This is a genomic window from Stenotrophomonas sp. STEN023, assembly GCF_056760135.1.
Window position 1 is genome coordinate 14,937 of the sequence record NZ_JBRREF010000059.1, and the last position, 15,186, is coordinate 30,122.

10 protein-coding genes are annotated in these 15,186 nt (G+C 64.9%); 7 read left to right on the forward strand and 3 right to left on the reverse strand.

Annotated features, from left to right (window positions below; all coding sequences use genetic code 11):
- Positions 1 to 123 precede the first annotated feature (123 nt).
- The 3 genes from ACVOLV_RS15600 to ACVOLV_RS15610 form a co-directional block, all read right to left on the reverse strand.
- On the reverse strand, positions 124 to 855 hold the full coding sequence (locus tag ACVOLV_RS15600; protein ID WP_481555184.1) for a phosphoadenylyl-sulfate reductase: 732 nt from the start codon (positions 853 to 855) through the stop codon (positions 124 to 126).
- On the reverse strand, positions 852 to 2,558 hold the full coding sequence (cysI, locus tag ACVOLV_RS15605) for an assimilatory sulfite reductase (NADPH) hemoprotein subunit (RefSeq protein WP_481555185.1): 1,707 nt from the start codon (positions 2,556 to 2,558) through the stop codon (positions 852 to 854). Before cysI ends, ACVOLV_RS15600 begins: the two co-directional genes overlap by 4 nt.
- A gap of 90 nt (positions 2,559 to 2,648) precedes the next feature.
- Positions 2,649 to 4,484 carry an assimilatory sulfite reductase (NADPH) flavoprotein subunit gene (locus tag ACVOLV_RS15610; protein ID WP_481555186.1) on the reverse strand — a complete coding sequence of 612 codons (1,836 nt, stop codon included), beginning with the start codon at positions 4,482 to 4,484 and terminating at the stop codon, positions 2,649 to 2,651.
- Positions 4,485 to 4,684: 200 nt separating this feature from the next.
- On the opposite strand from ACVOLV_RS15610, the gene cysD reads away from it, so the two are divergent.
- From cysD to ACVOLV_RS15645, 7 genes are all read left to right on the forward strand, one after another.
- Positions 4,685 to 5,596 carry a sulfate adenylyltransferase subunit CysD gene (cysD, locus tag ACVOLV_RS15615; protein WP_481555187.1) on the forward strand — a complete coding sequence of 304 codons (912 nt, stop codon included), beginning with the start codon at positions 4,685 to 4,687 and terminating at the stop codon, positions 5,594 to 5,596.
- A complete protein-coding gene (cysN, locus tag ACVOLV_RS15620) occupies positions 5,596 to 7,473 on the forward strand; it encodes a sulfate adenylyltransferase subunit CysN (protein WP_481555188.1) in 1,878 nt (625 codons plus the stop codon). Before cysD ends, cysN begins: the two co-directional genes overlap by 1 nt.
- Before the next feature lie 283 nt (positions 7,474 to 7,756).
- Positions 7,757 to 8,875, forward strand: coding sequence for an efflux RND transporter periplasmic adaptor subunit (locus ACVOLV_RS15625; protein ID WP_481555189.1), 1,119 nt, complete (start codon positions 7,757 to 7,759; stop codon positions 8,873 to 8,875).
- A complete protein-coding gene (locus ACVOLV_RS15630; protein ID WP_481555190.1) occupies positions 8,872 to 11,997 on the forward strand; it encodes an efflux RND transporter permease subunit in 3,126 nt (1,041 codons plus the stop codon). Before ACVOLV_RS15625 ends, ACVOLV_RS15630 begins: the two co-directional genes overlap by 4 nt.
- The gene (locus ACVOLV_RS15635; RefSeq protein WP_481555191.1) at positions 11,990 to 12,526 is read left to right on the forward strand and encodes a GNAT family N-acetyltransferase; all 537 of its coding nucleotides are present in this window, start codon (positions 11,990 to 11,992) and stop codon (positions 12,524 to 12,526) included. The genes ACVOLV_RS15630 and ACVOLV_RS15635 overlap by 8 nt, the downstream gene beginning before the upstream one ends.
- A gap of 147 nt (positions 12,527 to 12,673) precedes the next feature.
- Positions 12,674 to 14,119 carry an alanine/glycine:cation symporter family protein gene (locus tag ACVOLV_RS15640; RefSeq protein WP_481555193.1) on the forward strand — a complete coding sequence of 482 codons (1,446 nt, stop codon included), beginning with the start codon at positions 12,674 to 12,676 and terminating at the stop codon, positions 14,117 to 14,119.
- Positions 14,120 to 14,134: 15 nt separating this feature from the next.
- Entirely contained in the window at positions 14,135 to 14,974 is an 840-nt protein-coding gene (locus tag ACVOLV_RS15645; RefSeq protein ID WP_481555192.1) for a TrmH family RNA methyltransferase, read from the forward strand.
- Positions 14,975 to 15,186 lie beyond the last annotated feature (212 nt).

Below are 15,186 nucleotides of genomic sequence, written 5' to 3' on the forward strand. Positions count from 1 at the left end.
GTTGCGGGAGCGGCGTGAGCCGCGAAGCTGATTGTCCAGATCGAATTGCACGCATGCCCGGATGCAGCAGTGGCTTCGCGGCTTACGCCGCTCCCACAAACCTGTGAGTCGCGCAACGTTGACTCAGATCTCTTCGTGCAGGCCGCATTCGCGCTTCAGGCCGAAGAAGCGGGTGTCTTCTTCGCGCATGCCCGGCTCCCAGCGGCGGGTGGTGTGGAAGTCGCCGATCGAGACATAACCCTGCTCCCATAGCGGGTGGTAGGGCAGCTGGTGTTCCTGCAGGTACTTCCATACATCGCGGTCGTTCCAGTCGGCAATCGGATTGACCTTGTAGCGCTCGCCACGACGCTGCAGCACCGGCGTGTTGGCGCGGCTGGCGGATTGGCTGCGGCGCAGGCCGGTGAACCAGGTGCCGACCTGCAGATCGTCCAGCGCCCGCTTCATCGGTTCGACCTTGCGCAGGTTGTTGTACTGCTCGATGCCGACCACGCCCTGTTCCCACAAGCGGCCATGGCGCGCCTCCATCCATGCGCGACTGACCTGTGGGCGGTAGACCTTGAGGTTGAGCTTGAGCCGATCGGTGAGTTCGTCGGCAAAGCGGTAGGTTTCAGGGAACAGATAGCCGGTGTCGATCAGGATGACCGGGATGTCCGGATGCTGGCTGCTGAGCAGGTGCAGGGTCACCGCCGACTGTGCGCCGAAACTCGACGACAGCACATGCGCCCCGGGCGCGTTCTGCAGTGCCCATTCCACGCGCTGCTGCGCATCCATCGAATCGAGCAGGGTATTGAGCGGGCCCAGGTCGTCAGGCAGGGCAACCGACGGAATGTTGGAGGTTTTGGGCAGGGCGCTCATGCTTGCAGTTCCACGGATATCTGGCGGTGGGTGGGGTAGGTGGGGAGATTGACGATGCCGGCGCGGTGCAGGAAATCACCGAAGCCTTCGCTGCCATCGCGCTCGCCGGAATAGCGGGCGAATAACGGCGCCAGCGCATCGATGATTTCCGGCTCGGTGATGTTCTCGCGGTACAACGTGTTCAAACGCTGGCCGCGGTGGTCGGCGCCGAGCATCAGGTTGTAGCGGCCCGGTGCCTTGCCAACCAGGGCGATCTCGCCGAGGTAAGGGCGTGAGCAGCCGTTCGGGCAGCCGGAGATACGCAGTAGGATCGGTGCCTCGGCGAGCTGGTGTTGCTCCAGCAACGGCTGCAGCTTGGCGCTGAACTCGGGCAGGTAGCGCTCGGCTTCGGCCATGGCCAGGCCGCAGGTGGGCAGGGCGACGCAGGCCATGGCGGCGCGAGCCAGCGCGGTCGGGGCGCGATTGCCGATGTCCAGCCCGGCGCTTTGCACGATGGCATCGATCTGTGCGCGCTGCTGCGCCGGTACGCCGGCGATGACCAGATTCTGGTTGCCGGTCATGCGGAACTCGCCTTCAACAAAGCGGGCGATTTCGCGCAGGGCGGTCAGGTGCGGTGCACCGGCCACATCGGCGATGCGTCCGGCCTGCAGCGACAGGGTCAGGTGCCAGCGGCCATCGTCGCCTTCGACCCAGCCGTAGCGGTCGCCGCTGTGGTCGAACGGAGCAGCACGCGAGGGCGCGAAGCGGATGCCGGCACGGCGTTCTATCTCGGCAACCACCGTGTCCAGGCCGTGGTCGTCGATGGTGTACTTGAAGCGCGCACGCTTGCGCAGCTCGCGGTTGCCAAGATCGCGCTGGGTGGTGACGGTTGCGGTGGCGACATCCAGCAGTGCGTCGCGCGGAATGAAGCCAACGCTGTTGGCAATGCGCGGATAGGTTTCGGCATCGCCGTGGGTGGCACCCATGCCGCCGCCGATGGTCACGTCATAGCCGAGCAGCTCGCCGGCATCATCGAGTACGCCGATGAAGCCCAGGTCGTTGGCATAGACGTCGACGTCGTTGAGCGGCGGCAGTGCGAATCCGATCTTGAACTTGCGCGGCAGGTAGCGCTCGCCATAGATCGGCTCTTCCTCGGCGCCGCTGCCGGCCACACGCTCTTCGTCCAGCCAGATTTCGTAGTAGGCGCGGGTGTTCGGCAGCAGGTGCTCGGAGGTGCGCGCTGCGTCGGCATACAAGGTGGCGTGTGCGCTGGACAGCAGCGGGTTGGCGGCAACAAGTACATTGCGGTTGACGTCACCGCAGGCGGCCAAGGTGTCGATCAATGCCGCGTTGATCGCCTGCATGGTCGCTTTCAACTCGCGCTTGATCACGCCATGGAACTGGAACGCCTGGCGGGTGGTGATGCGCAGGGAATGGTTGCCGTAGCGGGTGGCGATGCTGTCCAGCTTCAGCCACTGCTCCGGGCTGATCACGCCGCCGGGGGTGCGGGTGCGGATCATGAACTGATAGGCCGGCTCAAGTTTCTGCCGGCGGCGCTCATCGCGCACGTCGCGGTCGTCCTGCTGGTAGCTGCCGTGGTACTTGATCAGGGTCTGGTCGTCTTCGCGCAAAGCGCCGGTGACCGGGTCGGCCAGGCTTTCCAGCAAGGAGCCGCGCAAGCGGTTGCTGTCGGCCTTGATGTTCTCAACGGAGTGGGTGCTCATTCTTTTCGCTATCTGGAATCGGAGTTTGTAGGAGCGGCGTCAGCCGCGAAGCCACTGCTGCATCAGGCAGCAGCATCAGGCCAACAACACTCAATACACATCCCGTCCATAGCGCCCCTCCGTGTGCAGTCGAGTCAGATAGTCGCGGGCATCGTCTTCATCCAGCCCGCCGTGTTCGCGCAGTACATCCAGCAGTGCTGCATGCACGTCCTTGCCCATGGTGATGGCGCCGCACACATACAGGTGTGCGCCGTTCTGCAGCCAGTCGTAGAGATCGCGACCGCGTGTGCGCAGACGCTGCTGCACGTAGATCTTGTCGGCCTGGTCGCGCGAGAAGGCAAGATCCAGGCGATCCAGCTCCTTGCGGCGCAGCGCATCCTGCCATTCGGTCTGGTACAGGAAATCGGTGTTGAAGTGGCGTGCGCCGAAGAACAGCCAGTTGCGGCCGGTTGCACCGATCTCCGCGCGTTCCTGCACGAAGCCGCGGAACGGGGCTACGCCGGTGCCGGGGCCGATCATGATGATGTCGCGACTGCTGTCGGCCGGTACCCGGAAGCGTTCGTTGGCTTCGATGTAGACCGGCAGCTGCGCACCTTCTTCCAGTGCACTCAGGAAGCCGCTGGCGGCCCCAACGTGCTCGCTGCCATGCGCGTGATAACGCAGTTCGTCGACGGTAAGGTGAACTTCTTCGCCAACGCGCTTGCGGCTGGAGGCGATGGAATACAGGCGGTGCGTGGCGGGGCGGAGGGTGCCGAGCAGGGCTTCGGCATTCCACTCGGCCGGCCAGCGGCGCAGCACGTCGACCAGCTGATGGTCTTCGAACACCGCGGCCAGCTCGCTCTTCTGTGCCGGATCGAGCAGGCCGGCAAGTTCCGGGTGGGCGCTGCGCTCGGCCACCGCGGCCAGCAGCGGGCGCGAGATGCGGGTCAGTTCGCGGTGCTCGCCCAGCCATTGCGCCAGCGGCCGGCTGTGGCCGTCGTGCTCGACCTGCAGCGCGCCATCCAGGCCGGTGACATCCAGCACCGCTTCGATCAGCTCGGTCGGGTTGCGGTGCACGATGCCCAGCGCGTCGCCGGGTTCGTAGTGCAGGCCACTGCCTTCCAGCGACAGTTCCAGGTGATGCACGGACTTGGCCGCGTTGCCGTAGCTGGCATAGGCCGGGCCCTTGAAGTCACGGCCGCTGATGACCTGGCGCGACAGCAGTTCGGCGCTGAAAGGGTGTTGGGCGGTCCAGGCGCCGGCATGGCGCAGGGGGGTGACATTGCTGGGCGCGGCAACCACGGCCTCGCCAATCACCTCGCGTGCATTGGCCAGCGCCTGCGCCTGCCACGGCGTGACGACTACGTCGATATCCAGGTCCGCCTCGCCGACCGGCTGCAGGCGGGTGGCACCCAGTTCGGCCAGGCGGCTGTCCAGCTTGCGGGCGATGCCGCAGAACTCCACGTAGCTGGAGTCGCCCAGCCCAAGTACGGCGTACTTCAGCTCCGGCAGCTTGGGCGCACGCTTGCCTGCGATGAACTCGACCAGGCCGATGGCGTCGTCCGGCGGGTCGCCTTCACCCTGGGTGCTGATGACGATATAGAGCAGGCGCTCATTGGCCAGCTCGCGGGTGGCGTAGGCATCGGCGCGGACCACCCGCACTGGCAGGCCAGCGGCTTCTGCCTCGGCGGCCAGTTGCTCGGCGGCGCGGCGGGCGTTGCCGGTCTGGCTGCCATAGACCACGGTCAGGTGGGCCTGCGCTGGCTGTGCGGCTTGGCCGCCGGGAATGACGGTAAGGGCAGTGGGAGAGGTACCCTGCGCCAACCCGGCGGCAAACCCGGACAGCCACCACAGGCTGTTTCCATCCAAGCCGTCCACCAGTTGCGTCAACAAGACCCTGCGGTCTTCGGGCAAGGGGCTGGGTGGCACGGTGGCGGCGGCGGTCATTTCCATTCCGGTCTAGGTAGGGATGACCGATGCTAGGTACACCGCGCCAGCAGGGGAAAGGAGCAGCGGTTATCGCTTCATGCCCTGCGTTTATTTCTATCGGCGCCATGGCCCCTCCACACTCGGCGAACAGTCCGGAGCCTCGTCCGGCTTCGCTGCTACTCTTGCCCTCGGGCCCCGCCTTCTTATTCCGGCACGCAATGACCGTCACTGCACCCCTGTCCCACCTCGACCGCCTGGAGGCGGAGAGCATCCATATCCTGCGTGAAGTCGCCGCCGCCTTCGACAACCCGGTGCTGCTGTACTCGGTGGGCAAGGACAGCTCGGTCTTGCTGCATCTGCTGATGAAGGCGTTCGCGCCGGGCGTTCCGCCGATACCGCTGCTGCATGTGGACACCCGCTGGAAGTTCCGCGAGATGATCGCCTTCCGCGACCGCCGGGTGGCCGAGACCGGCACCGAGCTGCGCGTGCATATCAACCCGGATGGCATCGCCCGTGACATCGGCCCGGTCAGTCACGGTCCCAGCGTGCATACCGATGTGATGAAGACCCAGGGGCTGAAGCAGGCCTTGGACAAGTGGAAGTTCGATGCCGCCATCGGTGGCGCACGGCGCGACGAAGAGAAGTCGCGGGCCAAGGAGCGGGTGTTCTCGTTCCGCAACGACCGCCACCGCTGGGACCCGAAGAATCAACGCCCGGAACTGTGGAACCTGTACAACGCGCGCATCCATCAGGGCGAGAGCGTGCGCGTGTTTCCGCTATCCAACTGGACCGAACTGGATATCTGGCTCTATATCTACCGCGAAAAAATTCCGGTGGTGCCGCTGTACCTGGCAGCCGAACGACCTGTCGTCGAGCGCGATGGCAGCCTGATCATGGTCGATGACGAGCGCCTGCCGCTGCATCCGGGCGAAGTGCCGCAGCTGCGCAAGGTGCGGTTCCGCACGTTGGGCTGCTATCCGCTGACCGGCGCAATCGAGTCCGAAGCCGACACCCTGGAAAAGATCATCGCCGAAATGCTGGTCTCCACCAGTTCCGAGCGCCAAGGCCGCTTGATCGACCACGACCAGTCCGCATCGATGGAGAAGAAGAAGTTGGAAGGGTATTTCTGATGAGCGCCGCCACTACTTCTTCCGACATTGCTGCCTACCTCAAGACCCACGAGACCAAGCCGCTGCTGCGCTTCATCACCTGCGGCAGCGTCGACGATGGCAAGAGCACCTTGATTGGCCGCCTGCTGTACGAAAGCAAGCGCTTGTTCGATGACCAGCTGTCCGCGCTGGAAGCAGACAGCCGTCGCCATGGCACCCAGGGCGAGCGCATCGATTACGCGCTGCTGCTTGACGGGCTGGCGGCCGAGCGCGAGCAGGGCATCACCATCGATGTGGCCTACCGCTACTTCGATACCGATCGGCGCAAGTACATCGTTGCCGATTGCCCTGGCCACGAGCAGTACACCCGCAACATGGCCACCGGCGCCTCCACTGCCGATGTGGCAGTGGTGCTGGTGGATGCGCGCAAGGGCCTGCTTACGCAGACGCATAGGCATAGCTACATCATCTCGCTGCTGGGCATCGGGCAGGTGGTGCTGGCGGTAAACAAGATGGATCTGGTCGATTACGACCAGTCCGTGTTCGAACGCATCGTCGCCGACTACCAGGCGCTTGCGACGCAGTTGGGCATCGCCAATGTGCAGGCCATTCCGCTGTCTGCCTTGGAAGGGCAGAACCTGTCCACGCGTTCGTCGGCGATGCCTTGGTATGCAGGTCCGAGCCTGCTCGATCATCTGGATACGGTCGAGCTGGGCACGCATGACGCTGCCAGCGGGCTGCGCCTGCCGGTGCAATGGGTCAACCGCCCAAACCAGGACTTCCGTGGCTTCGCCGGCACCATTGCCGCTGGCGAGGTGCGGGTGGGAGACGAAGTGGTGGTGTTGCCCTCGGCACGCCGCTCCACGGTCAAACAGGTGCTGGGCCCGGATGGCCCGCTGGCGGTTGCCGCGACCGGGCAGGCTGTGACGCTGACCCTTGACGACGAGGTCGATGTCAGTCGCGGCGACGTGATTGCCGCTGCCGGTGACCCGCCGGAAGTGGCGGACCAGTTCGCCGCGCATGTGCTGTGGATGGACGATGCGGCCTTGCTGCCGGGTCGACCGTACTGGCTGCAGATCGGCAGCCGCACCGTGGCGGCCAGCATCAGCGAGATCAAGCATCGCGTTGACGTGAATACGCAGGAACGTCTGGCGGCCAAACGCCTTGAACTGAATGAGGTGGGTTACTGCAACCTGTCGCTGGACGAGCCGGTGGCCTTCGCGCCGTATGCGCAGAACCGGGCCTTGGGCGGCTTCATCCTGATCGACCGGCAGAGCAATGCCACCGTCGCCGCCGGCACCTTGGATTTCGCCTTGCGTCGCGCCGGCAACGTGCATTGGCAGCATCTGGACGTGGACAAGGCCGCGCGGGCACGCATCAAGGGCCAGCAGCCCAAGGTGCTGTGGTTCACCGGCTTGTCGGGTGCAGGCAAGTCCACCGTCGCCAACCAGGTGGAGAAGCGCCTGCATGCGCAGGGCGTGCATACCTTCCTGCTGGATGGTGACAACGTCCGTCATGGCTTGAATCGGGACCTGGGTTTCACCGACGAGGACCGCGTGGAGAACATCCGCCGCGTCGCCGAAGTGGCACGTTTGATGGCCGATGCCGGATTGGTGGTGTTGGTCAGCTTCATCTCGCCGTTCCGCGCCGAGCGGCAGATGGCGCGTGAGCGATTCGAGGCCGGCGAGTTCATCGAGGTCTTCGTTGATGTGCCGCTGGCCGTGGCCGAAGCCCGCGATGTGAAGGGCCTGTACCGCAAGGCCCGCGCCGGGCAGATCCCCAACTTCACCGGCATTGATTCGCCGTATGAAGCGCCAGAGGCCCCGGAACTGCATCTGCGGGCCGACACCGACAGCGTGCCGGCGATGGTGGAGCAGGTGCTGCAGGCGCTGCGCTGAGTTGTTGGCGGTTGCAGGTTGTGGGAGCGGCATAAGCCGCGAAGCCATCGCACCGTCAACCCCGAATTCATCCGCAATTGCAGCTTCGCCCCCTCCCTTGCGCCGTAGGCGGAGGGGAGGGTTGGGGAGGGGTAAGCTCTTCGCATCGCTGGTGCAGGCCCCTGCCGAGCATGGCTCGGCACTACCGCTGCTCCAAATGAGGTGGTGTTCCCCCCCTAACGGCACATCCGGCCGTCATCTGACACCGCTAGACTGCCCGATCGTGTAACCGATGGGACTCTGTATGTTCGGGCGATTTGCCGTCACCGTTGCAGGTGGCACTGTCTTGGCGCTGGCGTTGGCCGGATGCAACCGCAAGAACGCCGAGGCGCCGCAGCAAGCCGCCGGCGCCGTCCTGGTCACTACCCAGGTCGTCGAAACCGCGCCTTGGAGCGATACTTTGCAGGCCAATGGCACTGCCAAGGCACGTGAATCCATCATCGTCACCGCCAAGGTCAGCGAGATCATCGACAAGGTGCATTTCGAAAGCGGCCAGCAGGTTGCCACCGGTGCACCCTTGGTGACGCTGCGTGGCCAGGCCCAGCAGGCTGCGCTCGCCCAGGCCCAGGCCACCTTCTCCGAGGCTGACCGGCTCTACAAGCGCCAGCGTGAATTGGCAGCCCAGCAGCTTGTCGCGCATTCAACCCTGGATACGCAGCAGTCCATCCGCGACGCCGCCGAGGCCCGTGTGCAGCAGATGCGCGCCGATATCGTTGATCGGCAGGTGCGCGCGCCATTCGCTGGCGTATTGGGTATCCGCCAGGTCAGCCCGGGTTCGCTGGTGACGCCGACCACGGCCATCGCCACCCTCGACGACATCTCGCGCATGCACGTTGATTTCCAGGTGCCGGAAGCGCAGCTGTCCTCGCTGCAGATCGGCGACAAGGTCAGCGGCAGCAGCATCGCCTATCCGGGGCGCATGTTTGAAGGCACGGTCAGCACCATCGACGCGCGCGTCGATCCGGGCAGCCGCGCAATCACCGTCCGCGCCGATTTCGACAACGCCGACCATGCGCTGCGCCCAGGCATGCTGCTCGACGTGCGCCTGTTCCGCCCCGAGCGCGATGCGCTGGTGATTCCCGAGATCGCGGTGGTGCAGGTGGGCCGCGATTCCTATGTATTCCGGGTCAAGCAGGACGACAGCGTCGAGCGCGCCGACATCAAGGCCGGCACCCGCCGTGCTGGTGTGGTGGAGATTGTCGAAGGGCTGAAGGCCGGCGACCGCATCGTGGTCGATGGCACCGGCAAGCTGCGGCCGGGCATCCGCATCCAGGATGAGAAGCCGGCCAAGGCCGCCGACGCGGCCGCACCGCTGAAGCCGGCTGAGGTTGCCGCGCCGGCCAAGCTGGCGACTGCCGGATGAAGCTGTCCGATCTTTCGATCAAGCGGCCGGTCCTGGCCGTGGTGATGAGCCTGTTGCTGCTGGTGCTGGGCATCATGTCGTTCACCCGCCTGACCCTGCGCGAGCTGCCGGCGATTGATCCGCCCATCGTCTCGGTATCAGTGGATTACACCGGCGCCTCGGCGGCGGTGATCGAAAGCCGCGTCACCCAGGTACTGGAAGACGCGCTGGCCGGTATCGAGGGCATCGATACCATCAACGCACGCAGCACCAATGGCCGTGCCTCGGTCAGCATCGAGTTCAACGCCAACCGCGATATCGAAGCCGCCGCCAACGACGTGCGCGACGCGGTCAGCCGCGTTGCCGACCGCATGCCGGAAGAAGCACGGCCACCGGAGATCGCCAAGGTCGAGAGCGATGCCGACCCGATCATCTGGTTCAACATGTCGTCCTCGGTGATGGACACGCTGGAGCTCAGCGATTACGCGGACCGTTATGTGGTGGACCGCTTCTCCAGCATCGACGGCGTAGCGCAGGTGCGCATCGGCGGCCGTCAGCGTTACGCGATGCGGGTGTGGCTGGACCGTGACCAGCTGGCTGCGCGCGGCATGACCGTCAACGAGGTCGAAACCGCGCTGCGCAACGAGAACGTGGAGTTGCCGGCCGGCCGCATCGAATCGGCCGACCGCGATTTCACTCTGCGTGTCGAACGCAGCTACGTGGCCCCTGCCGACTTCGCCAGCATCCCGCTGGGCAAGGGCAATGACGGCTACGTCGTGCGCCTGGGCGATGTGGCCAAGGTTGAACTGGCCTCGTCGGAGCGCCGCGCCTATTTCCGCAGCAACGGCGAACCGGGTATCGGCCTGGGTATCGTCAAAACCTCCACTGCGAATGCGCTGGACGTGGCGCGCGATACCCGCGCCGAAGCCGAGCGCATCGGCCAGACCCTGCCCAAGGGTACGCAGATCTTCGTCGCCTTCGACAACACCACCTTCATTGAAGCTGCCGTGGAGCGCGTCTACGCGACCCTGGTCGAAGCGATGTTGCTGGTACTGGTAGTGATCTGGCTGTTCCTCGGCAGCCTGCGTGCAGCGCTGATTCCAGCGGTAACGGTGCCGGTGTGTCTGGTGGCAGCCTTCATCGCGCTGTTTGCGTTTGGCTTCTCGATCAACCTGTTCACCTTGTTGGCGCTGGTGCTGTGTATCGGTCTGGTGGTGGATGACGCCATCGTCGTGGTTGAGAACGTGCAACGTCGCATCGATCTGGGCGAGCCGCCGCTGGTGGCTGCCAAGCGCGGTACCGCGCAGGTGGCGTTCGCAGTGATCGCGACGACGGCGGTGCTGGTGGCGGTGTTCCTGCCGGTCGGTTTCCTTGAAGGCAACACCGGCCGCTTGTTCCGCGAACTGGCGGTTGCGCTGGCGGCAGCGGTGGCCTTGTCTGCCTTCGTTGCGCTGACGCTGACGCCGATGATGGCGTCCAAGCTGCTCAAGCCGCATAGCGAGCAGAAGGTCAGCCGCCTGCATGGCTTCATCAACCGTCAGCTGGAGCGTTTGTCGGCAGCCTACGGCCGCGTGCTGGATCGCCATGTGCAGCGCAGCTGGGTGTTCGGGCTGGTGATGCTGGGCGCGCTTGGCGCCAGTTGGGGCCTGTTCAAGCTGATTCCCTCGGAGCTCGCTCCAGCCGAAGACCGTGGCTCGTTCCAGATCATGATCGATGGCCCGGAAGGCGCGGGTTACGACTACACCGTGGAGCAGGTGCAGCAGGTCGAGAAGATCGTCTCGCGCTTCGTTGGCCCGGAAGAACCCATCGTCCGCGCCAATCCGCGCGTGCCCGGTGGTTGGGGCAACAGCGAGGAAATGCATACCGGCCGCATGAGCGTGTTCCTGCAGCCCTGGCGCAATCGCAGCGAAGCCACGGTGGATGTGGCCAATGACCTGCAGAAAGAACTGAACGACCTCAGCGGCGTACGCGTGCGCACCATGGTTGGCGGTGGCCTGGTACGCAGCATGGGCCAGCCGTTCCAGATCGTGCTTGGTGGCCCGGAATATGCGGAAATCGCCCAGTGGCGTGATCGCCTGCTGGAGCGCATGGCCGATTACCCCGGTCTGGTCGGTGCGGATTCGGATTACAAGGAAACCAGGCCGCAGATGCGGGTCAACATCGACCGCCAGCGTGCGGCCGACCTGGGCATCTCGGTCACCGACATCGGTCGCGCGCTGGAAACCATGATGGGCTCGCGCCGCGTCACCACGTTCGTCGACAACGGCGAGGAATACGACGTGCTGGTGCAGGCCGGCCGCGAAGGGCGTGCGTCGCCGGCCGACCTGTCGGCGATCCAGGTGCGGGCGCGCTCGGGCGAGCTGGTGCCGCTGTCCAACCTGGTCACGCTCAGTGAAGTGGCCGAGGCCGGTAGCCTCAACCGGTTCAACCGCCTGCGCTCGATCACCATCAGCGCCAACGTCGCGCCGGGCCATACGCTGGGCGAAACCATCGATTGGGCCAAACAGGTCACCGCCGAGGAACTGCCGGAATACGCGCAGATCGACTGGAAGGGCGAATCGCGCGAGTACCAGAGCGCCGGCAGCGCGGTGTTGCTGACCTTCGCGATGGCCTTGCTGGTTGTTTACCTGGTGCTGGCCGCGCAGTTCGAGAGCTTCATCCATCCGTTGGTGATCATGCTGACCGTGCCCTTGGGCGTGCTCGGTGCCTTCGTTGGCCTCTACCTCAGTGGCGGCACGCTCAACCTGTTCAGTCAGATCGGCATCGTCATGCTGGTCGGCCTGGCTGCGAAGAACGGCATCCTGATCGTCGAATTCGCCAACCAGCTGCGCGATGAAGGCCGCAACGTGCACCAGGCCATCGTTGAGTCGTCGATGGTGCGTCTGCGGCCGATCCTGATGACCTCGATCGCCACCGTGGTTGGCGCGATTCCGCTGGTTGTGGCTGGTGGCCCAGGCTCGGCCAGCCGCGCCACCATCGGCATCGTGGTGATCTTCGGCGTCAGTGTGTCCACCTTCCTGTCGCTGTTCGTGGTGCCGGCGTTCTATGCGCTGCTGGCGCCGTATACCAAATCGCCGGAAACCGTGGCCAACGCGCTGGAGAAGCTCGAGCGCGAGACACCTTCGGTTGGCGGCCATGCGTGAACCTCTGCTCGGCGGTCGCGTCCGGTTGCGCCCCTGGCACGCAGGGGACCTGGACGCGCTGCTCGAGCATGCCAACGACGCGGCGGTATCGCGGGGGCTGAGCACGCGCTTTCCCTATCCGTATACCCGCGCCGATGGCGAGGCGTTTCTCGGTGGACAGGTGCTGGACCTGCGGGGGCAGGTGTTTGCATTGGAGATGGATGGTCAGGCCTGCGGCGGTATCGGCGTGACCCAGGGCAAGGACGAGCGGCGTCATTCGGCATCGCTGGGCTATTGGCTGGGCCAGCGCTACTGGGGGCAGGGCATCATGACCACCGTGGTCGGCGCCTATGTGCCGTGGGTGATGGATACCCTGGCGCTGGCACGGCTGTCCGCGCAGGTGATGGCCGGCAACCCGGCCTCGGCGCGGGTGCTGTTGAAGAATGGATTCGTGGAGGAGGGCACCGAACGCCAATCGGTGTTCAAGGACGGGCAGTTGCATGACATGCGCTGCTTCGCCCGGATCAGGACTTTGCTGAAATTGGCGTAAAGGCCGTGCACAGCCAAGCTTAATCGTGGAAAAATCGGTCAGCCCCGGGAGTCCGGGCTTTGGCTACCTTTCAGCTTTCCGGGGAATTACGTGGAATCCATCGTCGAATCGATCAACGGCATCATCTGGAGTAACGCGCTCATCTTCATGTGTCTGGGCGCCGGTCTCTGGTTCAGTGTGCGCACCCGCTTCATGCAGATCCGGGGGTTTGCCGAAATGTGCCGGCTCACCATCCGCGGTGAGAAGTCCGAAGCCGGTGTGTCCTCATTCCAGGCGTTGGCCATGTCGATGGCCGGCCGCATGGGTATCGGCAACATCGCCGGTGTGGCCACAGCCATTGCCTACGGCGGCCCAGGCGCGATCTTCTGGATGTGGGTGATGGGCTTCCTCGGTGCCTCCACTTCCTACGTGGAATGCACGCTGGCGCAGATCTACAAGGTCAAGGACGGTGAAGGCCGTTACCGCGGCGGCCCGGCGTATTACATTGAAAAGGCCATGGGTCTGAAGTGGTATGCGGCAGTGTTCGCCGTGGCCACCGTCATCGCTGGTGGCTTCCTGCTGCCGGGCGTGCAGGCCAACGCCATTGCCGACAGTGCGGTCAACGTGCTGTGCACCGGCGCCAATGCCTGTGCCTCGGTGGGCGGTGCAGCCAGCATGAAGCTGTGGATCGGCCTGGCCGTGGCAGCACTGCTGGGCATCATCATCTTCGGTGGCGTGAAGCGTATTGCCAGCTTCGCCGAAGTGATCGTGCCGTTCATGGCACTGGGCTTCATCCTGATGGCGATCGTGGTGATGATGCTCAATGCCAGCAAGGTGCCGGCGATGTTCTCGGACATCTTCTCCAGCGCCTTCGGCGCACACGCCGCCTTCGGCGGCATCATCGGCCAGGCCATCGCCTGGGGCGTCAAGCGCGGCATCTACGCCAACGAAGCCGGGCAGGGCACTGGCCCGCACGCCGCCGCCGCCGCCGAGGTTTCGCATCCGGCCAAGCAGGGTTATGTGCAGGCCTTCGCTATCTACTTCGACACCATGCTGGTCTGCACCTCGACCGCCTTCCTGGTGCTGTCCACCGGCATGTACAACGTGTTCCGCGAAGTGACCGAAGGCGGCGTGACCAAGCTGGAAGCCATCATCACCGGCGTGCCCGGCGTGCAGGCTTCCGAAGGCGCCCTGTTCACCCAGGCTGCGGTGGAGTCGGTACTGCCGGGCTGGGGTGGTGGTTTTGTGGCCTTGGCGCTGTTCTTCTTCGCCTTCACCACGATCATGGCCTATTACTACATGGCCGAAACCAATTTGACCTACCTGGCCGGCAGCAACCGCACCCACCCGGCTGCAACCCTGCTGCTGCGTCTTGGCATCATGGCGATGGTGGTGTTTGGCGCCTACCACAATGCGAAAATGGCCTGGGCGCTGGGTGATATCGGCGTGGGCTTGATGGCCTGGCTGAACGTCATCGCCATCCTGATCCTGCAAAAGCCTGCCATGCTTGCACTGTCCGACTATGAGCGGCAGAAGAAGCTGGGCCTGGACCCGGTCTTCGACCCCGATGCACTGGGCATCAAAAATGCCGAATTCTGGCGTAGCAAGAAGTAATTCAAAGGAACCGCTGTGAGTAACCCCTGGAACAACCGTCGCCCTTCTTCGCGGCCACCCCGCGCAACCCCGGCTGCGCCGTCAGCCGCTCGTGAAGGTGGTGACGGTGTACCAGTGCGCGGTGGCGATGAAATGCGCCTGTACGGCTTCAACGCCGTACAGGCGATGTTTGCCAAGCGCCCGCAGGCGCTGCGCAAGCTGTATCTGGCTGAGGACATGATCCCGCGCCTGCAGCCGGTGCTGAAATGGTGTGTGGCCAATCGCGTGGGTTACCGCGTGGTTGGTGATGGCGACCTCAACAAGCTGGCCGCCACCACCCACCACGAAGGCTTGGTGGCCGACGTGCAGAAGCAGGAACCGCTGGCGCTGGCGACCTGGCTGGCCTCGCTGCAGGACGGCCCGGCGCTGGCCTTGTGGCTGGACGGCGTGGGCAACCCGCACAACTTCGGTGCGATCCTGCGTTCGGCCGCACATTTTGGTGTTGCGGCAATCCTGTTGCCGGCTGACTCGACCCTGGCCCTGTCCGGCGCTGCCGCGCGCGTGGCTGAAGGCGGCGCCGAGTCGGTGCCGCTGGTCCGGCTGCCAGCCTTGCCGCAGGCCGTTGCTCAGCTGCGTGATGCCGGCTTCGGTCTGGCCGCGACCTTGGTTGCCGATGGCGACAACGTCTTCACCACCGAGCTGCCGGATCGCATGGTTTACGTGATGGGTGCGGAGGGCGAGGGCATGGACCGCGACTTCGCGCAGAGCTGTGACCTGCGCTTGTCGATTCCCGGCAGTGGCGCCGTGGAAAGCCTGAATGTGGCCTCGGCCACCGCTGTATTCCTGGCCAGCTGGAACAGCCGCAAGCAGCGCTGAATAGCGCGGTAGTGCCGAGCCATGCTCGGCAGGGGCATTCCCAGCAAAGCCACAAGCTGTAGTGCCGAGCCATGCTCGGCAGGGGCTTCACCGGCCAGCCAACAGCTCACCCCTCCCCAACCCTCCCCTTCGCTGCGCGAAAGGGAGGGAGCAACGGCCGTGGTGGGCCGGCGCGGGGGCGCGGGCCGCACACCAAAACCAAAAAAAAGCCA